Source organism: Pantoea sp. WEP (assembly GCF_041678305.1).
Classification (GTDB): domain Bacteria; phylum Pseudomonadota; class Gammaproteobacteria; order Enterobacterales; family Enterobacteriaceae; genus Pantoea; species Pantoea dispersa.
The window spans coordinates 3,104,997-3,128,470 of the sequence record NZ_JBGNXB010000001.1 but is presented as its reverse complement, the minus strand read 5'-3'; the positions used below and the strand labels follow the sequence as shown (position 1 = coordinate 3,128,470).

The following is a 23,474-nucleotide window of genomic DNA, read 5'->3' as shown; positions in this document are numbered from 1 at the left end:
CTCACGTCCACTTCGCGCTGTGTCTTGCACTCCTGACACTTCTCAGGTCAAATAGCGCCCCAGGCAATCGATTGCGTGCGTGTTTTGTGCGTAATTGTTGCTTTTATCGCCATCTCGCGCATTTTTACCGCCTTTGTGATGCATGTCTTGCGTTGCGGCAATCCACGCCGGGCAAAAACGGGTAGCATAGGCGCGTTTTGTGAAGCGACCGCACGCTGCAGGCCGCCGCGAATTTTTAGCCGTCGTTCCGGCTGCATTTGAGACAATTTTGGAGAGACAGATGGATAACTCACAAACCGGTACCCTTGGTACGGTGGAGGCGGCAGCAACCGGCTGGCGCAAGAGTGATACGGTGTGGATGCTGGGCCTGTACGGCACCGCGATTGGCGCAGGGGTGCTGTTTCTGCCGATTAACGCCGGCGCGGGCGGGCTGATTCCATTACTCATCATGGCGATTCTCGCCTTCCCGATGACCTTCTTTGCGCACCGTGTGCTGACGCGCTTTGTGCTCTCCGGCAAAAATCCCGGTGCGGATATCACGGACGTAGTGGAAGAGCATTTCGGTGTCGGCGCCGGTAAGATCATCACGCTGCTCTACTTCTTTGCCATCTACCCGATCCTGCTGATGTACAGCGTAGCGATCACCAATACCGTGGACAGCTTTATTGTGCACCAGCTCGGGCTGGTATCGCCGCCGCGTGCGCTGCTGTCGCTGATTTTGATTGCTGGCATGATGACGGTGGTGCGCTTCGGCGAGCAGATGATTGTCAAAGCGATGAGCGTGCTGGTGTTTCCATTTGTGGCGGTGCTGATGCTGCTGGCTGCGTATCTGGTGCCGCACTGGCACGGCGCGGCGCTGGAGACCTTATCGTTTGCGCAAAGCGGCAGCGACAGTAGTATCTGGATGACGCTGTGGCTGGCGATTCCGGTGATGGTGTTCTCCTTTAACCATTCGCCGATTATCTCGTCTTTTGCCGTGGCGAAACGCGCCGAGTACGGCGCCGGCGCGGAGAAGAAGTGTTCACGCATTCTGGCCAGCGCCCATCTGATGATGGTGGTGACCGTGATGTTCTTTGTGTTCAGCTGCGTGCTGAGCCTGTCGCCCGCCGATTTACAGGCAGCAAAGGCGCAGAACATCACCATTCTGTCCTATCTGGCGAACCACTTTAACGTGCCGATGATTGCCTGGATGGGGCCGATTGTCGCCATCGTGGCGATCACCAAATCGTTCCTCGGCCACTATCTGGGCGCGCGTGAAGGCTTCAACGGCATGGTAGCGAAGTCGCTGCGCAGCCGCGGTAAAACCATCACGCCGCAGAAAATGAATCGCCTGACCACGCTGTTTATGCTGCTGACCACCTGGCTGGTTGCCACTCTGAACCCGAGCATTCTCGGCATGATTGAGACGCTGGGCGGGCCGGTGATTGCGATGATTCTGTTCCTGATGCCGATGTACGCTATTCATAAAGTCCCGGCGATGCGCCAGTACAGCGGCAAAATCAGTAACCTGTTTGTGGTGCTGGTGGGGATTCTGGCGATTTCGTCCATCGCTTATTCGCTGATGAATTAACAGCAGGGCGCGGTGCGCCGGACCCGATGCGCACCGCCATGACAATGCCAGCGACACTGAACGGCCCCGTCTGACGCATGCAGAACGGGGCTGTCTGTTTTAAACCGCAGCGGTTTTAAACACGCTCATCGACTGCGCCAGACGGTCGGCCTGTTCCTGCAGCGCCTGAGATGCAGCGGACGCTTCCTGTACCAGCGCGGCGTTCTGCTGCGTCACCGCTTCCATCTGCGTAATGGCCTGATTGATTTCACTGATGCCGCTGCTCTGTTCGCTGCTGGCGATGGTGATTTCGCTCATGATCTCCGCCACGCTGCTTACGCTGTTGACCACTTCACCAATGGTCGAACCGGCGTGCGTCACCAGACGGCTGCCTTCATCCACCTTCGCCACCGAGTCTTCAATCAGCACTTTGATCTCTTTCGCCGCGGAGGCAGAACGCTGCGCCAGGTTACGCACTTCGGTAGCGACAACGGCAAATCCGCGACCCTGTTCACCGGCGCGCGCCGCTTCGACCGCCGCGTTGAGCGACAGGATGTTGGTCTGGAAGGCGATAGAGTCGATCACGCTGATGATGTCGACAATCTTCTTCGAGGAGAGGGCAATCGCCTCCATCTTCACAATCACCTGCTCCATCACTTCACCGCCTTCTTTGGCGACGCCGGAGGTTTTCGCCACCAGCGAGTTGGCTTCGCGCGCATTGTCGGCGTTGTGCTTCACGGTAGCGGTCATCTGCTCCATCGCGGACGCCGTCTCTTCCAGCGAGCTGGCCTGCTGTTCAGTGCGCGAAGAGAGATCGATGTTACCGCTGGAGATCTGGTTGGACGCCACGGCGATGGTGTCGGATCCAGCGCGTACGTCGGAAACAATGGTCAGCAGGTTATCGTTCATCGCCTGCAGCGCCTGCATCAGCGCGCCAGTTTCATCTTTGCTGCGTATTTCAATGCGCGAGCTGAGATCGCCGGCAGCCACTTTGCTGGCGATGGTCACCGCTTCATTCAGCGGATGCACAATCGAACGGGTTAGCAGCCAGCCCATCACCACGGCAGCGAGAATGGCGAGCGCGGAACACCAGCGTGACTTCAATCGCCGTGGTGCCATCGTCGATAATGCCGGCGCCTTCCTGCTGGAGCTGTGAGGACTGGGAATCAGCAAACGCCACCGCCAGGTCGAGGTAGGCATTCTGCACGGCGGTAATTTTTTTCAGCACGTAGTAGCTGGCGTCATCGGCTTTACCGGCACGCACCAGATCCAGCACCTCATTTTTCTGCTGTTCAAACTGCTGACTGGCAGCCAGCAGGCTGGCAATTTTCTTCTTGCCTACGGCGGTAATCTGAATCGCTTCGATCTTCTTCATCGCCGCGTTGGTACGGGCGGTGGCGTCTGCCAGCTGCTGAAAGCGCTGCACGTTGAACTGCGGTCGGGTGGTATCGATGACGATGCCGCGCAGGTATTTGATCTGATCGTTGACGCCATCGCGCACGTCAAAGCCGAGGCGCACTTTTACATAGCGATCTTCCACAATCGAGGTAATGCCGCTCTTGATGTTGTTGATCTTCATGATTGAGGTGATACCAATCACCACCAGTAGTGCCACCACTAAACCAAAGGCGATGCCCAGGCGGACGCCGACCTTCATATTCTTTAAGTTCAACATTGGATCTCCCCGCAATGCCAGAATGCTGTTGTGTTAAAACGGAAACGCAGACGACGGGTCTGCAATATGTCGATGATGTGTAAAGGAAAGATTTTTTGCCATTGCGGCGAGACGGGTCTGGCGCCACCAGCGCAGGCGCTAAAGTTATCGGTTGCTAATGTTTTAACTTTAATTTTTTAGGGATTTGTCACAAAACGGTTAAGAGGGCTTAAGGTTGATTAATCACTGGTCGTAATTAGCTGGCGTCACGGCCTATGTCGGTGCGCAAAATTGCGCCCCCTACAAAAACGCGCAGAGGCGGCAGGGTCACCATTGATGGTGACCTGAGACGCGCAACTGAAAGGCATCGCGCAATAAATTGCGCCGCTACCACTCGTGCGGTTATCAGCGGCATCACATGAAAGGAATATCTGCGTGACACGTCGCGCCATCATGATTCATTGCGGATGGGATATCTGCATTATCCCGTCGCACAAACCGTAGCGGCGCGATTCATCGCGCATTTCATTTCCCGCACCGTGGCGGAATGCGCAATAAACTGCACCCTGCAAAAAACGCGCAGAGGCTCTGTAGGGTCACCATTCATGGTGACCAGGGACGATTAACTGTCCGGCAATACGTAATAAATACGCCGTTACGGTAATGCAGCGGATGGCGAGCGGGCACAAAAAAGGCGCGAATATCGCGCCTGAGGGGAAAATCGGGGCAAGCGCTTAGCGCTTCTTCTCCAGCACGCGATAAATCACGCTGGAAAGCTCGTTGATTTCAAACTTAGCGACGTAACCGTCAGCGCCCACTTTGCGCACGTGATCTTCGTTGGCGCTGCCGGAAAGCGACGAGTGAATCACCACCGGAATCTGCCGCAGCGCGTCGTCGCGCTTGATGTTGCGCGTCAGGGTAAAGCCGTCCATCTCCGGCATTTCGAGGTCGGTCAGCACCAGCGCGATTTTGTCGTGAATCGACTCGCCGTTAGCCTGTGCTTCTTTCTGCATCTCGCTGATTTTTATCCACGCTTCAAGCCCGGTATTGTGCATGATGGCCGGAATGCCCATGCTTTTCAGCCCCTGTTCCAGCAGCTGACGCGCCACTTTAGAGTCTTCAGCAACAATCGCTACCTGGCCGGGTTTAAGGTTGAAATTCTTCGCCGTCTCTTCGCTCGGCTCAACGCCACGCACCGACGGAATGATGTCATACAGAATCTGCTCGACGTCGAGCACCAGTGCCAGATTGTTGCTCTGACCGTCGGTGTCCAGACAGGCGATGCTGGTGATGTTACGGCTGCCGATGCCTGCTTCCGCCGTGTGCACCTGATTCCAGTCGAGACGCACAATGTTCTCCACCGATTCCACGGCAAATGCCTGGGTGCTGCGCGCATATTCGGTGACCAGCAGCAGGTTGAGGCCGGTTTCCGGTTTGCAGCCGGTTACTGCCGGCAGGTCGATCACCGGAATAAACTGGCCGCGAATGCTGGCCATGCCGAGCAGCGGTGAATTCATGCCGGCGGCGCGGGTAATGGTCGGCATCGGCACAATTTCACGCAGTTTAAATACGTTGATGCCGTACAGCTCAGACTTGCCTTTCAGCCGATCGGAACCCAGCCGGAACAGCAGCAGTTCGAACTTGTTAGAAAGCGCAAGGTTAGCGCGTTCATCGATCTCTTTCTGAAAATTATCCATTGTGGCCTCGGGGCAGAATCTGGGCGGAGTAAAGGGCAGGGCAATAGCGCCATGATTAACTTATCGGCAGCGGAGGAAAAAAATGAAGGGAAGGGCGATGAAAATTTAGCGTAAGGGCGATCGCCCTCACGCTCACGACAGTTACTTCAGCAGAATCGCGCGCACGCTTTTGCCTTTGATCTTGCCCTCTTTCAGCTTGATCAGTGCTTTCTTCGCCTGTGCGGCGTCGATGGCGACATACGCATGGGTCGGGGTGAGATCGATTTTACCGATCTGATCGCCGCTGAAACCGGCTTCACCGGTCAGGGCGCCCAGAATATCGCCGGGACGCATCTTGGCTTTACGCCCACCGTCAATGCACAGCGTCATCATTGCCGCCGGCAGCGGCTGTGCGCCTTTGCCTTTCAGCGTGCTGGCCGGCTGCCAGTTGAGCTTCTGCTGCAGGTAATCTTCCAGCGCATGGGCGCGCACCATTTCGTCGGCCGCCACAAAGCTGACCGCCAGCCCCTGTTCGCCGGCGCGGCCGGTACGGCCAATGCGGTGAATGTGCACTTCCGGATCCCACGCCAGCTGGAAGTTAACCACCAGCGCCAGCGATTTAATGTCGAGGCCGCGCGCGGCGACGTCGGTGGCGATCAGCACGCGGATGCTGCCGTTGGCAAAGCGAATCAGCACGCGTTCGCGATCGCGCTGTTCCAGATCGCCGTGCAGCGCCAGCGCGCTGATCTGGCGATCGTTGAGCGCGGCTGCAATCTCATCGCATTCCCGTTTGGTGTTACAGAACACCACGCAGGAAGCCGGTTGCTGCTGGCTGAGCAGGGCGCTGAGCAGGTTGATACGCTCGCTGGCGCTGGTTTCAATAAACTGCTGCTCAATCGCCGGCAGTTCCGACTGCGCTTCGGTCGCTACTGCCAGCGCATCGCGCTGAAAGCGCTGACTCAGGCTGGCAATGGTATCGGGCCAGGTGGCGGAGAACAGCAGCGTCTGACGCGAATCCGGCGTAAAGCCAATGATGGCTTCCATATCGTCGCGGAAACCCATCTCCAGCATGCGATCGGCTTCGTCCAGCACCAGGCTCTGCAACTGACTTAAATCGAGATTGTCACGCTTGAGATGATCGAGGATGCGCCCCGGCGTGCCGACCACAATATGCGGCGCATGCACCAGCGAATCGCGCTGCGCACTCATTGGCTGGCCGCCGCACAGCGTCAGGATCTTGATGTTGCGGGTGAAGCGCGCCAGCTGACGCAGCACGTTGCTGACCTGGTCGGCCAGTTCACGCGTCGGGCACAGCACCAGCGCCTGGGTATGAAAACGCCCGCTGTCGATGCGGTTCAGCACGCCAATACCGAAGGCGGCGGTTTTGCCGCTGCCGGTTTGCGCCTGCGCCCGCACATCGCGTCCGCTAAGGATGGCCGGCAGGGAAGCGGCCTGAATCGGCGTCATGGCGTCGAAGCCCATCTCGCGCAGGTTGTCGAGCTGGCTGGCAGGCAGTTGCGTCAGGGTAGAAAAAGCAGTCACAGGAGCATCTCAGGTAGTAACAGGAATAGCGGCGGCCAGTCTGGCAGAAAGGCGGCCTATCGGCAACGGCAATTGCGGTAATAATCACGTTGTGAAATTAGTCAGTCGTTGCGCTTTGTCAGGTCAATGATGAGGTGCAACTATCGCAAAGTTTTAATGAATGTTCCGAATTTCACACCAGGCAGCACGAACGGTAAAAACGCTTTTTCGAGGGAAAAAATGATATTAGCGGCAGGTAAGCGGCAATATCGCTGCATGTTACGGCTATTTTCAGTAAGATTTCGCTTATATGTTACCTGTTACGCGGAAAATCTGAGTAAAAATCCTAACCGCTTTGCTTTATATTTAGCGCGCCATTTGGCAATTAATAATTACTTCAGAGGTCACCTCATTGAGTCACTATGTCCAGGGACAAAACGAAGACGTTCTGAAAATCGTCGGCCGCGCCGTGCTAACGCTGCATCTGCATGGAGAGACGTTATCCTCCGATAAAGTCAGCTCCATGATTGCCTGTTATGCGGAAGAAGAGCCTGTTAATGACGATGAGCACCAGCGCCTGTATGCGCTGGCGATTCAGATGTTGTCTTAAATCCAGCATTATCATCGGGCTTGCCGCGCCGGTGTCACCTTCCAAAGCCTCCTGCGGGAGGCTTTTTTCTGGCCGGGTCTGGCGTGCTGGTGCTGGCTGCGATGCGCCTTCAGGCGCTGAATACCGGCGTGCCGCGCTGGAACGTAGCGCGCACCGGCGCAATGCGCGCCACGGCTTCCGCCGAGCAGCTGGCGTCGACCAGCATCATACTGGCTTCATCCTGCAGCTGCGGCCACTGGCGCTCCCCGCTATTGGCGAGCGGCAGAATGCCGCCGGTGGCGATATGCAGCGCGCGGCTCAGGCCAAACTCATCCGATCCGCGATACAGCTGGGCATACAGATTGGCTTTCTCCAGCATGCTGCCGGTACCGAACGGCGACCAGTGATCGATCACGCTGTCGGTGCCGGTCATCACCGTCACGCCCGCTGCCTGCAACTGCGGCAATGGCATCGTCAGCTTGCCAATCGGAATCGTTGACGCCACGCTCATCTGCTGTTCGGCCATGCCGGCGATAATCTCATCCAGCGCCTTACCTTCCAGCGTGGCGAGCGCGAAACCGTGGCTCAGTGTCACTTTGCCTTTCAGCTGCGGATTACGGGCGATGGTGGCGATCATGTACTGAATGGCTGCCACGCCGGCGGCGCTGGTCTCATGCAGATGAATGTCCACGCCGCGATCGTAGTCGAGCGCGATGCGGAACATCGCATCAAGCGAAGCCTGCATGGCACCATCCACGTTGGTGGGATCCAGCCCACCGACATACTGCACGCCGAGCTGCATCGCCTCACGCATCAGACCATCGACCTGCGAATGCAGCAAACCATGCTGCGGAAAGGCGACGATCTCACAGCGAAACGCCGGATGGTTGGCCAGCGCCATTTGCAGATGTTCGAGACTTTTCAGGCCACTAACCGGATCGATGTTGCAGTGGCTGCGCGCTTCGGTGCTGCCTTTGCTTTGCAGCAGGCCAATCAGCGCTTCGGCGCGCGCCTGCGAGGTTGGCAGCAGCTGGGGAATCAGCACCTGCTCGCGCGCAATCATATCCATGATGGTCTTGCCCTGCCGCGGACGCGGTGCCTGCCACGGTCCGCCGTAGAAAGTTTTATCCAGATGGATATGCATGTCCCGCGTACGCGGTAACAGCAGCGCACCGCCGGCATCCCACTGCGGCAGGGTCGGTTGGCGCGCCTGGCTAGCGGCGCTAATGGCGCTGAACTTGCCTTCTTTAATGGTGATGTCGTACAGCGCGGTGCGGGTGGCGACTATCTCCGCGCCGTCGCGCTCAAATCCCTCTTCGAGGCGCACATTCAGCAGCTGATAGTGCGCCACGGCAGGCGGCGGTGTGGACGAGACCGGCGGTGTGTCGGGGCGGGCGGCGCTGCTCATGCCAGCCATCATCAGGCTGCCTGCGGCAGTAAGGCGCACGCCGTGGCTGAGGAAATCACGTCGGCTGGAAGCGGTCAGAGGCATCGGAAACTCCAGGCAAAAGGAAAAAACCTAATCTGGCAAAACCGACGCCGCCGCGCTGCGATATTTCCCACTGCCTGGCAGTGGAAAAATCACTGCCACTGTAGCTGGCAGAATTGCACCAGCGCAGCGGCCAGTGCCTGCTGCAGCGCATCCTGCGGCTTACGGCAGAACAGCGCCAGCTCGAAATGGCTGATCACTGGTAAATCCTCAGCGCTGCCCAGCACGCGGTGACCGGGCAGGTGGCAGCTGGCGGGCAGCAGCGTCAGGCCGAGACCGGCGGCGCTGGCGCTGGCGAGGGCCACCAGGCTGGCGCTGCTGTAGCTGATGCGCCAGCTGCGGCCGAGCGCATCCAGCGTCTGACACATCTCTTCGCGATACAGCCCCTGCTGCGGAAATACCACCAGCGGCAGCGGCGTCTGGTCAAAGCAGGGATGTTCAGCACTGTCCAGCCACAGCAGCGGCTCGGGCCGGGCGGCCAGCGGGCGATCGCCGCCCGGCTGCTTGATCAGCATCAGATCCAGCTCTTCGCGCTGCCATGCGCGATGCAAATCGACGTACATGCCGCTCATCACGTCAAGACGCAGCTGCGGATGCTGTCGGCTGAATCCGGCCAGCAGGCTGGCGGTCGGGGCGGCGAAATCCTCCGGCACGCCAATGCGCACAATGCCGTCGCGCCACTTATCGCTCAGCACATCGTGCGCTTCACCGTTGAGGGCGATAATGCGCCGCGCGTAGCCGAGCAATTTTTCTCCCTCTTCGGTCAGCGCCACCTGATGTGAGGTGCGCTGTAACAGCGCTTTACCCACCATCTCTTCCAGCCGCCGCACCTGCTGACTGACCGTCGACTGTGACAGGTGCACACGCTCGGCGGCGCGGGTAAAGCTGGCGGTCTCGCACACCGCCACAAAGCTTAATAGCTGCTGCGGCGTAAACATTGGCTGACGATTCATTTATCCACTGCCCATCATGGTGTTATTTCATTTCCAAATAGTACTGTCTGCTGCGATGCTGACAACCTTTTCACTGCAGGATGGGTTATGAACCGACATGCCAATACGTTAACGCTGGCTGCGCTGGTGCTGGCCGGGCTGAACATGCGCCCGCTGCTGACCTCGGTCAGTCCGCTGCTGGGCCAGCTGCGCCACAGCCTGCATCTGTCAGGGCTGGCCGCCTCGCTGCTGCCGGCGGTGCCGATGGTGATGATGGGCGCGGTGGCGTTGTTCAGCGCCAGGCTGATGCAGCGCGTGACCTTAAAGCCCTTGCTGCTGGCCGGGCTGACGTTATTGCTGCTGGCACTGGCGGCGCGCGGCGTAATCGACAGCGGCAGCGGGCTGGTGCTCAGCGCGCTGTTTGCTGGCATCGGCGTCGGCGTGGTGCAGATGGCGATGCCGGGACTGATTCGACAGCGTTTTAGCCGGCGCAGCGCGGCGGTTACCGGGCTGTGGGCGGGCGCGCTGATGGGCGGCGGTGGACTGGGCGCGGCGCTGTCGCCGTGGCTCAGCGCGCAGCTTGGCGTACCGCTGGCGCTCAGCGGCTGGGCGCTGCCGGTGCTGCTGGCTATCCTGCTGTGGCTTCGGGTGCGCGTGCCTGCCGCGCCGGATGCCGCGCAGGTAACGCTGCCGCCGTTGTGGCGTAAGCCGCGCGCCTGGTCGCTGGCGCTGAGCTTTGGCCTGGTCAACGGCGGCTATGCCACCTGCGTTGCCTGGCTGCCGGATGCGTATCACCGGCTGGGCTGGTCGGCGCAGGCCGGCGGCTCGCTGCTGGGCGTGATGATTCTGAGCCAGGTTGCCGGCGCGCTGCTGATGCCACTGCTGGCGCGCGGTGCCGATCGTCGTCCGCAGCTGATTGTCAGTCTGCTGTGTCAGCTGGCCGGGATGAGCGGGTTTCTTTTTGCGCCACTGCTGGCGCCGTGGCTGTGGGCCGCCATCGCCGGCTTCGGTCTCGGTGCCGCGTTCCCGCTGGCGATGGTGCTGGCGCTCGATCATCTGCCGCAGCCGCAGGCAGGCGCGCGGCTGGTGGCCTTCATGCAGGGCGCAGGATTCATCATCGCCGGCTGCATGCCGTTTATTGCCGGTCAGTTGCAGGTGCTCACCCACAGCTTTGCCAGCGTCTGGCTGATGCAGGGCATCGTGACGCTGGGGCTGATCGGACTCAATCTGCGTTTTCATCCGCGCAGCTATGCGCGCGCCTTTGGTGCGGCAGCGCGCTGATTGGTCCTACCAATGTTATAAAAATGTAGCCACATGGTCACATAACACGAAAAATCACGCCTGCCGCGTTGCTTTGGGTTAACAATGCATTAACTATCTGGAGCCAGAAAGCTCGTCAGCCGCAATGTGGTCCTACCAATTGTGGTGCGGAACCGGGCAACAATCTGCGGCGCACGCCTGCTTTTGCCGATGCGCCGCATCCCTCTGGTGACCTCTGGAGAAACGGCATGCAGGTGTGGCAACAAAACTACGATCCGCTCAACAATTTGTGGCTATCCAGCCTGGTGGCGGTGATCCCGATTGTTTTTTTCTTCTTCGCGCTGATTAAGCTCAAGCTGAAGGGCTATCAGGCCGGTACGATCACCGTGGTGCTGGCGCTGCTGGTGGCGCTGCTGCTGTACGGCATGCCGGTGCCCCAGGCGCTGGCGTCGGTGGCGTATGGTTTTTTATACGGCCTGTGGCCGATTGCCTGGATCATCGTGGCGGCGGTGTTTGTCTACAAGATCTCGGTGAAAACCGGCCAGTTCGATATCATTCGCGCCTCGATTCTCTCCATCACGCCAGACCAGCGTTTGCAGATGCTGATCGTCGGCTTTTCGTTTGGCGCGTTTTTAGAGGGCGCGGCAGGCTTTGGGGCACCGGTGGCGATCACCGCCGCACTGCTGGTCGGGCTGGGCTTTAATCCGCTCTATGCCGCCGGACTGTGCCTGATCGTCAACACCGCGCCGGTGGCGTTCGGCGCGATGGGGATTCCGATCATCGTCGCCGGTCAGGTCACCGGGCTGGACAGCTTCCAGATTGGCCAGATGGCGGGACGCCAGCTGCCGTTTCTCACCCTCATCGTGCTGTTCTGGATCATGGCGATCATGGATGGCTGGCGCGGCATCAAAGAGACCTGGCCGGCGGTGATGGTGGCCGGCGGCTCGTTTGCCATCGCCCAGTACCTCAGCTCTAACTTCCTTGGCCCGGAGCTGCCGGACATTATTTCGTCGCTGGCTTCGCTGATCTGCCTGACGCTGTTTCTGCGCCGCTGGCAGCCGGTGCGCATCTTCCGCTTTAAAGAGCCCGCGCCAGAGACTGCGCCCTCAGGGACACAACGCTACACGCTGGCGCAGATTGTGCGTGCCTGGATGCCGTTCCTGTTCCTTACCGCGACCGTTACGCTGTGGAGTATTCCGCCGTTTAAAGCGCTGTTCGCTAAAGGCGGCGCGCTGTATGACTGGGTGTTTAGCGTGCCGGTGCCGCTGCTGCACGAGCTGGTGGCACGCATGCCGCCGGTGGTGAGCGCAGCAACGCCGTATGCGGCGCTGTTCAAATTTGACGTGGTCTCTGCCACCGGCACTGCGATTCTGCTGGCGGCGGTGATCTCGGTGATTTTTCTGCGCATGAAGCCGGCGGCGGCGCTGCGCACCTTTGGCGAAACCCTGAAGGAGCTGGCGCTGCCGATCTACTCCATCGGCATGGTGCTGGCCTTTGCGTTCATCTCAAACTACTCCGGGCTATCGGCCACGCTGGCCCTGGCGCTGGCGCACACCGGTCAGGCCTTCACCTTCTTCTCGCCGTTCCTCGGCTGGCTGGGCGTCTTTCTGACCGGCTCCGATACCTCTTCCAACGCGCTGTTCGCCGCGCTGCAGGCGACCACCGCGCAGCAGATTGGGGTGTCGGATGTGCTGCTGGTGGCCGCCAATACTACCGGTGGCGTCACCGGTAAAATGATTTCGCCGCAGTCGATCGCCATCGCCTGCGCCGCCGTGGGGCTGGTGGGGCGCGAGTCCGATCTGTTCCGGTTTACCGTTAAACACAGCCTGATTTTTACCTGTATGGTCGGCGTGATCACCACGCTGCAGGCGTATGTCTTTACCTGGATGATTCCATGATTGAACCCACACCGCGGCTGGCGGATACGCTGCGCGCGCGTCTTAGCGCCTGGATTGAAGAGCATCAGCTGAAACCCGGCATGCGTTTACCTTCGGAGCGTGCGCTGGCCGCCCGCTTCGGCGTGTCGCGCTCGTCGGTGCGTGAGGCCATCCAGCAGCTGATCAGCAGTGGCGTGCTGATCAGTAAACGCGGTGGCGGCACCTGGCTGTGCGAGCCGCAGGAGCCGTGGTCAGAACAGCGCATCGTTGAGCCGATTCGTCAGCTGCTGGCCGCCGACCCTGACTACCGCTGGGATATTCTTGAGGCGCGCCACGCGATTGAGGCCAGCACCGCCTGGCACGCCGCGCAACGCGCCACCGAGGCGGATAAAGAGCGGCTGCGCTATGCCTTTGACGCGCTGATACAAATGAACGACTGCGACGATCCCGAACTGGCCGCGCAGGCGGATCTGCGCTTCCACCTCGCCATTGCCGAAGCCTCGCATAATCTGGTGCTACTGCAGACCATGCGCGGATTTTTTGATCTGCTGCAATCCTCCGTGCTGCACAGCCGCCAGCGTATGTACACCCAGCCGGTGATTTTCAACCAGCTCAACGCCCAGCATCAGGCGATGTTCGATGCGGTGATGGCGGGCGACGCCGACGCGGCGCGCCAGGCGGCGATGGATCACCTCGGCTTTGTTCACACCACCATGAAAACGCTGCATGAAGACGAAGCGCGCCAGGCCCGCATCACGCGGTTACCGGGCGCCACGCAGGCTACCCGTAAGGAAGACAACTGATGATTATTTCTGCTGCCAGTGACTATCGCGCCGCGGCGCAACGTATCCTGCCGCCATTCCTGTTTCACTATCTGGACGGCGGGGCCTACGCAGAACATACCCTGAAGCGCAACGTGGCCGATCTCTCTGACGTGGCGCTGCGCCAGCGCGTGCTGAAAAACATGGCTGAGCTGAGTCTGGAAACGCGGCTGTTTAATGAAACATTGTCGATGCCGGTGGCGCTGGCGCCGGTCGGCCTGTGCGGCATGTACGCGCGACGCGGTGAAGTGCAGGCGGCACGTGCGGCAGCCAATCGCGGTATTCCATTTACCCTGTCGACGGTGTCGCTGTGCCCGATAGAAGAGGTGGCACCGGCGATTAACCGTCCGATGTGGTTTCAGCTGTATGTGCTGCGCGATCGCGGCTTTATGCGTAACGCGCTGGAGCGGGCCAAAGCGGCAGGCTGCTCGACGCTGGTGTTCACCGTCGATATGCCGACGCCGGGCGCGCGATACCGCGATGCGCACTCCGGCATGAGCGGCCCGCATGCCGCGCTGCGCCGTTACTGGCAGGCGGTCACCCATCCGCAGTGGGCATGGGACGTCGGGCTGCACGGGCGTCCGCACGATCTCGGCAATATCTCCACGTACCTTGGTAACCCTACCGGACTGGAAGATTATATCGGCTGGCTGGCGAACAATTTCGACCCGTCGATCTCGTGGCAGGATCTGGAGTGGATTCGCGAATTCTGGGAAGGGCCAATGGTGATAAAAGGCATTCTCGACCCGGAAGATGCGCGCGATGCGGTGCGTTTTGGCGCCGATGGCATCGTGGTCTCCAACCACGGCGGACGTCAGCTGGATGGCGTGCTGTCGTCGGCGCGCGCGCTGCCGGCCATCGCCGACGCGGTAAAGGGCGACATCACCATTCTGGCCGACAGCGGCATTCGTAACGGGCTGGATGTGGTGCGCATGATTGCGCTGGGGGCTGACAGCGTGCTGCTGGGACGCGCGTTTATCTATGCGCTGGCGACGCACGGCCAGCGCGGCGTGGAGAATCTGCTGAGTCTGGTTGAGAAAGAGATGAGGGTGGCGATGACGCTGACCGGCGCGAAAACCATTGCGGACATCACCCAGGATTCGCTGGTGCAGGCGAATGCGCTGCTGAGCGAAGCCGGACTCAGCCCGGCGCGCCCGCACGCGGTGCGCTAAGCCAGGCAAAGCGCCGGCTCTTGTCTATACTGAATAGCTGTCTGACTAACAGGAGGAATGACATGACCATTCACAAGAAAGGATCGGCCCATTGGGAAGGCGACATCAAAGGCAAAGGCACGGTTAGCACTGAAAGCGGCGTGCTCAGCAACCAGCCATACGGTTTTAATACCCGTTTTGAAGGCGAGAAGGGCACCAATCCGGAAGAGCTGATTGGCGCGGCACACGCCGCCTGCTTCTCCATGGCGCTGTCGCTGATGCTGGGCCAGGCCGGTCATCCACCGAAAAGCATCGACACCACCGCCGATGTTTCACTGGACAAAAAGGGCGACGGCTTCGCCATCACCAAAATTGCCCTCAACAGCACCATTGCGCTGCCGGGCATCGATGATGCCAAATTTGATGAAATCATTCAGAAAGCCAAAGCCGGCTGCCCGGTGTCTCAGGTGCTGAATGCCGAAATCACCCTCGACTATACGCTGAATAATTAATCGCCCTCACGGGTGACCAGCGGTAGACTATGCGATGCGCCTGCGGGCGCATCGTTGCTTTCTGCTGTCTGGAGGAAACGTGGCAAAAAAACTGGCTGCGACAAAACACTGGAAGATGATTGTGGTGTTGCTGTGCATCTGCGGCGCGCTGATGCTGATTCGCTGGGCGGCGATGATATGGGGCTAAAGGATTGGATATGCCGCCACAAGCTCGGGGTGCTGGTGATGATTATTCTGGTGCTGGAACTGGTGCACTACCTGCTGACGGCCTCGTGGCTGCCGTGGCAATTCTGACGCCTCAGGCATATTCGCCGTCATGCTCATGCTGGCGCAGATTGCGCACGCTGCTGCGCGCAATGCGGTAGGCCTTGCGCGGATCGCCCGCGACAAATTCAAAGGTGGGCGAATAGTAAAACGGCAGCCAGCCGCCGAAGCCGCTCTCCCACTCCCAGCGCACCGGACAGGGCCAGAGAATGCCGTCATACAAAATGTAATAAACCCAGCGTCCGTTGGGACGACGGGGGCGAGTTTTTTTCATGGGATTCACAACTGTAATAGTGTAAAGCAGCTTATATTTTGAACGCTGCGGGCCCAGGTTGCAATGCCGTCTGGCTGTTTTTTATGCAATTGATGACACACTGGCACCGAATTAACGGTGCACTTCCCCACAAAGCAGCACCACGTTCGGCCGGACTTTATGGATGCGATCGGCCATCTGTTCGCAGGCCACTTTCGTGGGGTAAATCCGCTCCGACACCGGCAGGGCATCACAGGCATCGTGGCCGCAGGCACTCACTAACAAGACAAAACCAATCAACATAACCGACTCCTTCTGCACCATTCCCGTGGTACGGAATGCGTGGCTGTGTGTTCCTTTTTTTGATCCAGTATAGCTAAACGCCTCAGGCGTCAATGAACAGCCTGAGCGGCTTTTTTGTCCGAACAGAATGATGATAACCAGCGCCGCGCCCATTAGCAGCACAATCTGGGCTAAACTGTGCGGCACTGACAACAATAAGGAGTGATATCTGATGTCTCATGAAATTGCCCATCCGGCCAGCAGCCCAAAACAGGCCGCCCTGCAACTGGTCATCGAACTGGTGCGCGCCGGTAAACTGAGCCCGCTGCACGGCGATGCTTCCAATATGATCTCCATCTACGAACAGTTCAAGGCACACTTCGAAGCCGACAAGCAAAAAGATTCCGCCATCTCCTGACGCTTCTGCCCCGGTGGCGCGCTGTGTCTGGCCGCGCCACTGTTCCCCGACTTTCACATAATCTCTTCCGTTTATTATTGCATCCCGATTAAATTTGCAGTGCGCTTTTTGATATTTCTCACAGATCCGTAACGCAAATCTGAAACCGGTTGCAGAAAATCTTTAGCGCGGGTATTCGTTAATTAAACCCCACACTGAGGATTGAATGATGCCAAAGATTCTACTCTGCTGCGCCGCCGGGATGTCCACCAGCATGGTGGTGCAGAAAATGGAGAAGGCCGCCAAAGAGAAGGGCGTCGAGGTTGAGATAAAAGCCGTTGGCATTGAAGAGTTTAACGATCAGATCGCGAACTTTGACTGTTGCCTGCTCGGGCCGCAGATTAAATACAAACTGGCGGACTTCCAGCCGCTGGCGCAGCAGCTAAATAAGCCTATCACTGTGATTAATAGCATGGATTACGGCATGATGAATGGCGCGAAAATATTAGATGATTCGCTAAAGCTGATTCACGCCTGACGATTGTTCCGAAAATAAAATAATTGTTTATGCCTGTGCGCCAATGCACAGGCTTATTCTGTTGTTGCCTGATGCAAGGAGCTCGCCGATGAGCAGCATAAGCGAATCGTTATTTGGTGTGATTGAAAACCGCATCAGCCCGCTGGCCGGGCGCCTCTCCAGCCAGCGCCATGTGATTGCCATCCGCGATGGATTTATCGCCTCGATGCCGTTTCTGATTGTGGGCTCGTTTATGCTGCTGTTTGCCCATCCGCCGTTCTCAGCTGACAGTTCATGGGCGTTTGCCCAGTGGTGGCTCGGTATGGTGCGCGCGCATGAAACGCAAATCATGATGCCGTATAACATGACCATGGGCATCATGGCGCTATATATCGCCAGCGCCATCGCCTATAACCTGGCGAACAGCTACAAGATGAACGGCTTTATGGCGGCCAGCCTGGCGCTGATGGCGTTTCTGGTGGTGGCCGCGCCGCAGAGCAACGGCACGCTGCCGGTTGGCTCACTCGGCGGCGAGGGCATTTTCACCGCGATTCTGGTGGCGCTGTTCGCCACTGAGCTGATGCACTTCCTGCAAAAGCACAACATCGGCTTTAAGCTGCCGGAGCAGGTGCCGCCCAAAATTCGTCAGTCGTTCGATCTGCTGATCCCGATCATCGCCATCTTCATCACGCTGTTTCCGCTCAGCCTGTGGGTGCAGGCGCAGTTTGGCCTGCTGCTGCCGCAGGCGATCATGGCGCTATTCGCACCGATTATCTCCGCCTCGGATTCGTTACCGGCGGTGCTGGTGGCGGTGCTGCTGTGCCACATGCTGTGGTTCGCCGGCATTCACGGTGCGGTGATTGTCGGCGGCATTCTGCAGGCGTTCTGGCTGACTAACCTCGGTCTCAACCAGCAGGCGCTTAACGCAGGTGAGCCGATCACGCACGTGTTTATCGAGCCGTTCTGGCAGTTTTTCATCGTTATTGGCGGCTCCGGTTCCACCATGGGGCTGGTGCTGCTCTACCTGCGCAGCCGCTCGGCGCATCTGCGCTCGATTGGCAAGCTGAGCATTGTGCCCAGCATGTTCAACATCAACGAGCCGGTCATCTTCGGTTCGCCGGTGGTGATGAATCCGATTCTGTTCATTCCGTTTATCTGCGCGCCGTTAGTCAACGCCACGCTCGCCTGGACAGCCACCAAAACCCACTTGATTAACCACGTGGTGTCGCTGGCCCCTTGGACCACGCCGGCACCGATCGGGGCGGCCTGGTCGACCGGCTGGGACTGGCGCGTCATCGTGCTGATTGCCGTGCTGGTAACCATCGCCACGCTGATTTACTACCCGTTTTTCAAAATTTATGAGCGGCAACTGCTGCAGCAGGAGCTTGAGCAGGCCGCCGCAGCGCAACCGGTTAAGGAGGCATGATGGAAATTGATGAGAGCACGGTCATGGAACTGATTATTCAGGCGGGAGAAGCGCGCTCCTGCTCGATGGAAGCGCTGCGCGCGGCGCGGCGCAAAGAGTGGCCACGCGCCGATGCGTTGCTGAGCGAAGCCAGCGAGGCGGCCAGAGCCGCGCACCGTATCCAGACCGAATTGATCGGTGCCGACGAAGGCTGCGGCAAAATTCCGGTCAATCTGATCATGGTGCATGCACAGGATCACCTGATGAACGCCATGCTGTGTCGTGAACTGGCGGAAGAGATCATCCAGCTGCGGCGCGAGCTGGCTGCGGACTAACAAGGAGGCAGTATGCAACATCCTAACCCCGGTGCGTTTCCGCACGGCTTTCTGTGGGGCGCTTCAACCTCGGCGTATCAGGTTGAGGGTGCCTGGAACGAAGACGGCAAAGGGCCGTCGGTGATCGATAAAGGCCATTTTCCTGAGGGGATGACGGATTTCACCGTCACCAGCGATCACTATCATCGCTTCCGGGAAGATATCGCGCTGCTGGCGGAGCTGGGCCTGAAAACCTATCGATTCTCCATCGCCTGGAGCCGCATCTATCCGCAGGGTGACGGCGAGCTGAATCCGGCGGGCATTCAGTTTTATCAGCAGCTGATTGATGAAATTTGCCGCCACGGCATTGAGCCGCTGGTCACGCTCTATCACTTCGACCTGCCGTGGGCGCTGCAGCAGGATGGCGGCTGGTCAAACCGGCGTACCGTGGCCGCTTTTGAGCGCTTCGCCATCACCTGTTTCGAGCACTATGGCGACCGGGTGAAATACTGGCTGACCATCAATGAACAGAACATGATGATCCTCAAAGGCGAGGTGATTGGCACGCTGCCGGCCGGCACGGTGGATGCGCAGAAGACGCTGTATCAGCAGAACCACCATATGATGCTGGCGCAGGCCAAAGCGATGATTGCCTGTCACCAGCGCTTGCCGCAGGCCAAAATTGGCCCGGCACCGAACATCTCCTGTATCTATGCCGCCAGCGCCAGACCGGAAGATGTGCTGGCCGCCGATAACTTTTCAGCGATCCGCAACTGGCTCTACCTCGACCTGGCGGTGCACGGCCATTACAACAACGTGGTGTGGGCGTTTCTGCAGCAGCGCGGCTGGCTGCCGCATATTGAGGCGGAGGATATGGCGACCATCGCCGCCGGTCAGCCGGACTTTATCGCCTTCAACTATTATGCATCGGCCACCGTCAGTGCTGACATGCCTGAGGTCGCGCGCGGTGAGCTGAACAGCAAGCAGCAGGCCGACCAGCAGATGGCCGGCATCGACAAATCGGTGTACGTCGGCTGTAACAATCCGCATCTGCAGCAGAATCAGTTTGGCTGGTATATCGATCCGGTCGGTTTCCGCATTACCGCGCGCGAGATCTACGCGCGCTATCGCCTGCCGCTGATTGTCACAGAAAACGGTCTCGGTGCGTTCGACACGCTGGAGGCGGGCAACAAAGTGTATGACGACTATCGCATTGCCTATCTGCGTGAGCATATCGCTCAGCTGCGGCTGGCAATTGCCGATGGCGTCGAGCTGTTTGGCTACTGTCCGTGGTCGGCCATCGATCTGGTCAGCACCCATCAGGGCATCAGCAAACGCTACGGCTTTATCTACGTTAACCGCGATGAACACGATCTGCGCGATCTGGCGCGCTATCGCAAGAAGAGCTTTTTCTGGTATCAGCAGTTGATCCGCAATAACGGTGCACAGCCTGATGCGGAGGTGGAATACTAACGCGCGGCGCGGCGGCATCCCGGCTGGGTCGCCGCCGCGCCAGCAGCGTGATTAACGGTGTTGTCCCGCCATCAGCACATATTTTACCTGCACATACTCTTCAATACCGTAATGGCCGCCCTCACGGCCGTAGCCGGAGTGCTTGATACCGCCAAACGGCACTGATGCCGTACCGACTGAGCCGGAATTGAGGATCACCATGCCGGCTTCCAGTTTTTTCGACAGGCGGAAAGCGCGGCCAACGTCCCGCGTCCACGCATAGGCCACCAGACCGTATTCGGTGTCGTTAGCGCAGCGAATCACCTGCTCTTCATCACTGAAACGGTACAGGGCAAATACCGGTCCGAAAATCTCGGTGTTGTGCACGGCAAACGAGGCGTCCAGATCGCACAGGATGGTCGGCTCATAGAACAGCCCGCCCTTCGCGTGTGGCTTGCCGCCGAGGCGCAGCGTCGCCCCCTGCGCTACCGCATCATCCACCAGCGCGGTGACTTTATCGAGCGCCATGCGGTTAATCAGCGGGCCAACCACAAATTCCTGCTGCATACCCTGATCGACACGGATCTCACTGACTGTTTTCACCAGTTGCTGCACAAAGGCATCGTAAATCGCGTCATGCACAAAGATGCGGTTAGGCGAAATACACACCTGGCCGGAGTTACGCAGTTTGGCGCTGACCAGCCCGGCCACGCTCTCTTCCAGCGGGCTGTCGGCGAACACGATAAACGGCGCGTTGCCGCCCAGCTCCATGGTCATCTTTTTCAGCGTGGCCCCGCACTGCTGCGCCAGCAGTTTGCCGACGCGGGTAGATCCCGTGAAGGAGATTTTGTGGATGCGCGTATCGCTGGTAAAAGCTTCGCCGATGGCTTGCGGATCGCCGGTCACCATCTCAAACACGCCCGCGGGAATACCGGCCTGACGTGCATACTCCAGCAGTTTATACGCGGTAAGCGGCGTCTCTTCTGCCGGTTTGATGATCATGGTGCAGCCTGCGGCCAGCGCGGTAGCGATTTTGCGGGTGATCATCATAAACGGGAAGTTCCACGGCGTGATGGCCGCGGTCGGGCCGACCGGTTCTTTTACCACCAGCACGGAGGCGTTAGCATCGTGCGACGGCAGGGTATCACCGTTGACGCGTTTGGCCTCTTCCGCATACCACTCAATAAAGCCGAGACCGTACTCGATTTCGCCCAGCGCTTCGCTCAGGCATTTGCCGTTCTCCCTGACCATCAGTTCAGCAAACAGGTGCTTATCGGCGCGTACCAGATCGTACCAGCCACGCAGCAGGTCGCTGCGCTGTTTCGCGCTTTTTGCCGCCCATGCCGGAAACGCGGCACAGGTGCGATCGATAGCGGCCGCGACCTCGTCGTGGCGCATGAACGGTGCTTCGCCGACGAGGCTGCCGTCGGCAGGATTGGTGACTTTAATCATTCCAGTGTGCTCCAGTGTCAGAATCAATGTGACAACCTGGCAGTCAGCGTTATCGGGCTGGCTGCCGCTGTGCAGAAATGATGCGCGTCTGGCCTTTTCGCCACAATCGATTAAAATTGCTCCATCATTGAGAAAAACTGAACGGTTAACTGATGCGTGATTTGCCACCCCTGAATGCCTTGCTGGCGTTTGAATATGTCGCCCGTAGCGGCAGCGTGCGGGCAGCGGCTGATGGCCTGTCGGTGACACCAGGCGCGGTGAGTCGTCAGATTCGTCTGCTGGAAGAGTACTTTGGCACGGCGCTGTTTCAGCGTCAGGGGCGCGGGCTGGTACTGACACTGCCCGGCAATGCCTATTTTCTGCAGATCAGCCAGCACCTCGACGGTATTCGCCAGGCGAGCGCCACGCTGCAGCGCAATGCCGGCCGCACGGTCATCCGGCTGCACTCCTTCACCACCTTCGCCACCCGCTGGCTGATTCCGCGGCTGGCACAGTTTCAGCTGGCGCATCCGGCGATTGACGTGCGCCTGACGACCGCGTCGGAATGGGACGATACGGTGGATTGCGACGCAGCGATTCGGCTTGGTGACGGTACGTGGCCGCAGCAGCACGCCACGCCGCTGGTGAAAAACGTGCTGGTGCCGGTGTGTCGTCCGACGGCTGACCGGCGCGCCAGCATGCATCTGGCCGGGCTGGCGCAGCATACCCTGCTGCTGGTGCGCGGACGTCCTGATGACTGGCAGCGCTGGTGCGAAGCATTTGGCGTGGAAATGGACGCGCTGCCGCACCGGCGGCAGATGGAAAGTTCGGCGCTGGCCTATCAGGCCGCCATTGAAGGGCAGGGAATTGCGCTGGCGCAGCGCGTGCTGGTGGAAGCGGAGCTGAAGGCAGGCACGCTAATCGCCATGGAGGATTACCAGCTGGACTATGGCCGGCACACCTATTACCTGGTGCGCCCGCAGGAGAGCGTTAAGGCTGCTACGCTACAGCAGCTGGAGCAGTGGCTGGTCACGCAGGATGCTGGCGAGGCGTTATGAGCGGCGAAATGGTCCATCTGCCACGGAGGCGCGCTCAATCAGCCGTCCGCTGAAGGGCGGCAGGGGCGCAAACGCTTCGCCCTCCAGCATCGCCACCAGCTGCGCCAGCGTGTGCTGAATCATCTCCGCCACCGGCACGTGAACCGTCGTGAGCGGCGGCAGGAAAAATTCGGCCATGCGAATATCATCAAAGCCCATCAGCGATACATCCTGCGGCAGCCGTTTGCCCGCCGCACTCAGGGCCAGCGCGGCACCAATCGCCATATCGTCATTGCTGGCCATCAGCGCACTGAACGGTACGCCGGCACTCAGCAGCTGGCGTGCCGCCGCCTGACCGCTCTCCGGCGTCCACGCGCCCGGCAGTACGCGCGCCGCTTCATACGGCAGCTGATGGTCGGCCAGCGCCTGCTGATAGCCAGCCAGACGCGCGGCGGCGGTGGGCGATCCCGCCAGTCCGGTGATAAACGCGATATCATGGTGACCGCGCGCAATCAGGTAGTTCACCGCATCACGGGTATTTTGCTGGTGCGAAGCCCACACGCAGTTCGCCGCGTGCTGCGTCAGACGGCGGTTAACCACCATGATCGGGATATCGTGCTGGTCGATGATCGCTTCCAGCGCGGCGGTGTCGAGAAAACGCGGGTAGATAATGATGGCGTCGCAGCGCAGATCGAGCAGAAACTCGATTGCCGCGCGCTCATCGTCAGCGCTGGTTTTGCCATCGGCGAGGATCAGCTGGCGGCCATAGTTATTGGTCAGCGTGGCCGTCTGGTACAGCAGCTCGCTGAAATAGGGGCCGTTAAACAGCGAATGGGTGACGATCAGGCCGATATTCTGCGATTTTTGCGTCGCCAGACTGCGCGCCAGCAGATTCGGGCGGTAGCCTGTTTCCTCTATCGCCTGAAACACTTTCTGCTGCGTGGATTTGCTCACATAGCGGTTGCCCGCCAGCACGCGCGACACGGTGGCTTTAGAAACGCCCGCTTTGCGGGCCACATCCAGCATAGTAATCATCAGCGCTTCGACCATCATTCCTGCAGGCTAAAAAGCGATAGTACCTGAAAATGCAG

The 23,474-nt window shown here is 59.3% G+C and carries 23 protein-coding genes and 1 pseudogene; 14 read left to right on the top strand and 10 right to left on the bottom strand.

Features of this window, described 5'->3' with window-relative positions; all coding sequences use genetic code 11:
* Positions 1-47 precede the first annotated feature (47 nt).
* Positions 48-293: a hypothetical protein gene (locus ABVR31_RS14690; RefSeq protein WP_315655215.1), complete on the bottom strand. Its 246-nt coding sequence runs from the start codon at positions 291-293 to the stop codon at positions 48-50.
* Between ABVR31_RS14690 and ABVR31_RS14685 the strand changes: the two genes are divergently transcribed.
* Positions 281-1,570 carry an HAAAP family serine/threonine permease gene (locus ABVR31_RS14685; protein WP_372773303.1) on the top strand — a complete coding sequence of 430 codons (1,290 nt, stop codon included), beginning with the start codon at positions 281-283 and terminating at the stop codon, positions 1,568-1,570. The two genes, ABVR31_RS14690 and ABVR31_RS14685, sit on opposite strands and share 13 nt — an antisense overlap.
* Positions 1,571-1,669: 99 nt before the next feature.
* On the opposite strand, the pseudogene ABVR31_RS14680 reads toward ABVR31_RS14685, so the two are convergent.
* From ABVR31_RS14680 to dbpA, 3 genes and pseudogenes are all read right to left on the bottom strand, one after another.
* A pseudogene (locus tag ABVR31_RS14680) lies at positions 1,670-3,224 on the bottom strand (methyl-accepting chemotaxis protein).
* 713 nt (positions 3,225-3,937) lie between these two features.
* Positions 3,938-4,900, bottom strand: a complete 963-nt coding sequence (locus ABVR31_RS14675; protein WP_021507259.1) for a chemotaxis protein — start codon at positions 4,898-4,900, stop codon at positions 3,938-3,940.
* A gap of 141 nt (positions 4,901-5,041) precedes the next feature.
* Positions 5,042-6,421, bottom strand: a complete 1,380-nt coding sequence (gene dbpA / locus ABVR31_RS14670; protein ID WP_159377459.1) for an ATP-dependent RNA helicase DbpA — start codon at positions 6,419-6,421, stop codon at positions 5,042-5,044.
* A gap of 391 nt (positions 6,422-6,812) precedes the next feature.
* On the opposite strand from dbpA, the gene ABVR31_RS14665 reads away from it, so the two are divergent.
* On the top strand, positions 6,813-7,010 hold the full coding sequence (locus ABVR31_RS14665) for a hypothetical protein (RefSeq protein ID WP_010618157.1): 198 nt from the start codon (positions 6,813-6,815) through the stop codon (positions 7,008-7,010).
* A 109-nt stretch (positions 7,011-7,119) separates the two neighbouring features.
* Here the strand turns inward: ABVR31_RS14665 and ABVR31_RS14660 are convergent, their stop codons facing one another.
* Both ABVR31_RS14660 and ABVR31_RS14655 read right to left on the bottom strand, forming a co-directional pair.
* Positions 7,120-8,481, bottom strand: coding sequence for an amidohydrolase family protein (locus tag ABVR31_RS14660; RefSeq protein ID WP_371221803.1), 1,362 nt, complete (start codon positions 8,479-8,481; stop codon positions 7,120-7,122).
* Positions 8,482-8,570: 89 nt separating this feature from the next.
* Positions 8,571-9,431, bottom strand: coding sequence for a LysR family transcriptional regulator (locus ABVR31_RS14655; protein WP_371221805.1), 861 nt, complete (start codon positions 9,429-9,431; stop codon positions 8,571-8,573).
* Positions 9,432-9,518: 87 nt separating this feature from the next.
* Between ABVR31_RS14655 and ABVR31_RS14650 the strand changes: the two genes are divergently transcribed.
* The 6 genes from ABVR31_RS14650 to yniD all read left to right on the top strand — a co-directional run bounded on the left by ABVR31_RS14650 (position 9,519) and on the right by yniD (position 15,218).
* A complete protein-coding gene (locus ABVR31_RS14650; RefSeq protein ID WP_371221806.1) occupies positions 9,519-10,691 on the top strand; it encodes a cyanate transporter in 1,173 nt (390 codons plus the stop codon).
* Positions 10,692-10,918: 227 nt separating this feature from the next.
* Positions 10,919-12,568: an L-lactate permease gene (gene lldP / locus ABVR31_RS14645; RefSeq protein WP_136546371.1), complete on the top strand. Its 1,650-nt coding sequence runs from the start codon at positions 10,919-10,921 to the stop codon at positions 12,566-12,568.
* Entirely contained in the window at positions 12,565-13,350 is a 786-nt protein-coding gene (gene lldR / locus ABVR31_RS14640; RefSeq protein ID WP_325923135.1) for a transcriptional regulator LldR, read from the top strand. Before lldP ends, lldR begins: the two co-directional genes overlap by 4 nt.
* Positions 13,350-14,540: an FMN-dependent L-lactate dehydrogenase LldD gene (gene lldD / locus ABVR31_RS14635; RefSeq protein WP_058769356.1), complete on the top strand. Its 1,191-nt coding sequence runs from the start codon at positions 13,350-13,352 to the stop codon at positions 14,538-14,540. The genes lldR and lldD overlap by 1 nt, the downstream gene beginning before the upstream one ends.
* Positions 14,541-14,602: 62 nt before the next feature.
* Positions 14,603-15,031 carry an OsmC family protein gene (locus ABVR31_RS14630; RefSeq protein ID WP_021313986.1) on the top strand — a complete coding sequence of 143 codons (429 nt, stop codon included), beginning with the start codon at positions 14,603-14,605 and terminating at the stop codon, positions 15,029-15,031.
* Positions 15,032-15,110: 79 nt separating this feature from the next.
* A complete protein-coding gene (gene yniD, locus ABVR31_RS14625; protein ID WP_021507251.1) occupies positions 15,111-15,218 on the top strand; it encodes a small membrane protein YniD in 108 nt (35 codons plus the stop codon).
* 111 nt (positions 15,219-15,329) lie between these two features.
* Here the strand turns inward: yniD and ABVR31_RS14620 are convergent, their stop codons facing one another.
* Positions 15,330-15,569 carry a hypothetical protein gene (locus ABVR31_RS14620; protein WP_021507249.1) on the bottom strand — a complete coding sequence of 80 codons (240 nt, stop codon included), beginning with the start codon at positions 15,567-15,569 and terminating at the stop codon, positions 15,330-15,332.
* Positions 15,570-15,680: 111 nt separating this feature from the next.
* The gene (locus ABVR31_RS14615; protein ID WP_125310664.1) at positions 15,681-16,004 is read right to left on the bottom strand and encodes a hypothetical protein; all 324 of its coding nucleotides are present in this window, start codon (positions 16,002-16,004) and stop codon (positions 15,681-15,683) included.
* A gap of 58 nt (positions 16,005-16,062) precedes the next feature.
* On the opposite strand from ABVR31_RS14615, the gene ABVR31_RS14610 reads away from it, so the two are divergent.
* From ABVR31_RS14610 to ABVR31_RS14590, 5 genes are all read left to right on the top strand, one after another.
* The gene (locus tag ABVR31_RS14610; protein ID WP_021507248.1) at positions 16,063-16,248 is read left to right on the top strand and encodes a hypothetical protein; all 186 of its coding nucleotides are present in this window, start codon (positions 16,063-16,065) and stop codon (positions 16,246-16,248) included.
* A 208-nt stretch (positions 16,249-16,456) separates the two neighbouring features.
* On the top strand, positions 16,457-16,765 hold the full coding sequence (locus ABVR31_RS14605) for a PTS sugar transporter subunit IIB (protein WP_031279665.1): 309 nt from the start codon (positions 16,457-16,459) through the stop codon (positions 16,763-16,765).
* Positions 16,766-16,853: 88 nt separating this feature from the next.
* Positions 16,854-18,170: a PTS sugar transporter subunit IIC gene (locus tag ABVR31_RS14600; RefSeq protein WP_325923137.1), complete on the top strand. Its 1,317-nt coding sequence runs from the start codon at positions 16,854-16,856 to the stop codon at positions 18,168-18,170.
* Positions 18,170-18,484 (top strand): PTS lactose/cellobiose transporter subunit IIA, encoded by a 315-nt coding sequence (locus ABVR31_RS14595; RefSeq protein ID WP_010618140.1) that lies wholly within the window; start codon positions 18,170-18,172, stop codon positions 18,482-18,484. The genes ABVR31_RS14600 and ABVR31_RS14595 overlap by 1 nt, the downstream gene beginning before the upstream one ends.
* Positions 18,485-18,496: 12 nt before the next feature.
* Positions 18,497-19,936: a glycoside hydrolase family 1 protein gene (locus ABVR31_RS14590; protein ID WP_159377453.1), complete on the top strand. Its 1,440-nt coding sequence runs from the start codon at positions 18,497-18,499 to the stop codon at positions 19,934-19,936.
* 51 nt (positions 19,937-19,987) lie between these two features.
* Here ABVR31_RS14590 and ABVR31_RS14585 read toward each other — a convergent pair whose 3' ends face one another.
* Entirely contained in the window at positions 19,988-21,367 is a 1,380-nt protein-coding gene (locus ABVR31_RS14585; RefSeq protein WP_021507244.1) for an NAD-dependent succinate-semialdehyde dehydrogenase, read from the bottom strand.
* Between the two features lie 152 nt (positions 21,368-21,519).
* Between ABVR31_RS14585 and ABVR31_RS14580 the strand changes: the two genes are divergently transcribed.
* Entirely contained in the window at positions 21,520-22,404 is an 885-nt protein-coding gene (locus ABVR31_RS14580) for a LysR substrate-binding domain-containing protein (RefSeq protein ID WP_372773296.1), read from the top strand.
* Here ABVR31_RS14580 and ABVR31_RS14575 read toward each other — a convergent pair.
* Positions 22,399-23,418, bottom strand: coding sequence for a LacI family DNA-binding transcriptional regulator (locus ABVR31_RS14575; protein WP_336700448.1), 1,020 nt, complete (start codon positions 23,416-23,418; stop codon positions 22,399-22,401). The two genes, ABVR31_RS14580 and ABVR31_RS14575, sit on opposite strands and share 6 nt — an antisense overlap.
* Between the last annotated feature and the right edge of the window lie 56 nt (positions 23,419-23,474).

Coding starts and splice junctions, on each gene's coding strand:
- ABVR31_RS14685 (WP_372773303.1), top strand. CDS start 281: ATGGATAACTCACAAACCGGTACCCTTGGTACGGTGGAGGCGGCAGCA.
- ABVR31_RS14675 (WP_021507259.1), bottom strand. CDS start 4,900: ATGGATAATTTTCAGAAAGAGATCGATGAACGCGCTAACCTTGCGCTT.
- ABVR31_RS14660 (WP_371221803.1), bottom strand. CDS start 8,481: ATGCCTCTGACCGCTTCCAGCCGACGTGATTTCCTCAGCCACGGCGTG.
- ABVR31_RS14655 (WP_371221805.1), bottom strand. CDS start 9,431: ATGAATCGTCAGCCAATGTTTACGCCGCAGCAGCTATTAAGCTTTGTG.
- ABVR31_RS14650 (WP_371221806.1), top strand. CDS start 9,519: ATGAACCGACATGCCAATACGTTAACGCTGGCTGCGCTGGTGCTGGCC.
- lldP (WP_136546371.1), top strand. CDS start 10,919: ATGCAGGTGTGGCAACAAAACTACGATCCGCTCAACAATTTGTGGCTA.
- lldR (WP_325923135.1), top strand. CDS start 12,565: ATGATTGAACCCACACCGCGGCTGGCGGATACGCTGCGCGCGCGTCTT.
- lldD (WP_058769356.1), top strand. CDS start 13,350: ATGATTATTTCTGCTGCCAGTGACTATCGCGCCGCGGCGCAACGTATC.
- ABVR31_RS14630 (WP_021313986.1), top strand. CDS start 14,603: ATGACCATTCACAAGAAAGGATCGGCCCATTGGGAAGGCGACATCAAA.
- ABVR31_RS14620 (WP_021507249.1), bottom strand. CDS start 15,569: ATGAAAAAAACTCGCCCCCGTCGTCCCAACGGACGCTGGGTTTATTAC.
- ABVR31_RS14615 (WP_125310664.1), bottom strand. CDS start 16,004: ATGGGCGCGGCGCTGGTTATCATCATTCTGTTCGGACAAAAAAGCCGC.
- ABVR31_RS14610 (WP_021507248.1), top strand. CDS start 16,063: ATGTCTCATGAAATTGCCCATCCGGCCAGCAGCCCAAAACAGGCCGCC.
- ABVR31_RS14605 (WP_031279665.1), top strand. CDS start 16,457: ATGCCAAAGATTCTACTCTGCTGCGCCGCCGGGATGTCCACCAGCATG.
- ABVR31_RS14600 (WP_325923137.1), top strand. CDS start 16,854: ATGAGCAGCATAAGCGAATCGTTATTTGGTGTGATTGAAAACCGCATC.
- ABVR31_RS14595 (WP_010618140.1), top strand. CDS start 18,170: ATGGAAATTGATGAGAGCACGGTCATGGAACTGATTATTCAGGCGGGA.
- ABVR31_RS14590 (WP_159377453.1), top strand. CDS start 18,497: ATGCAACATCCTAACCCCGGTGCGTTTCCGCACGGCTTTCTGTGGGGC.
- ABVR31_RS14585 (WP_021507244.1), bottom strand. CDS start 21,367: ATGATTAAAGTCACCAATCCTGCCGACGGCAGCCTCGTCGGCGAAGCA.
- ABVR31_RS14580 (WP_372773296.1), top strand. CDS start 21,520: ATGCGTGATTTGCCACCCCTGAATGCCTTGCTGGCGTTTGAATATGTC.
- ABVR31_RS14575 (WP_336700448.1), bottom strand. CDS start 23,418: ATGATTACTATGCTGGATGTGGCCCGCAAAGCGGGCGTTTCTAAAGCC.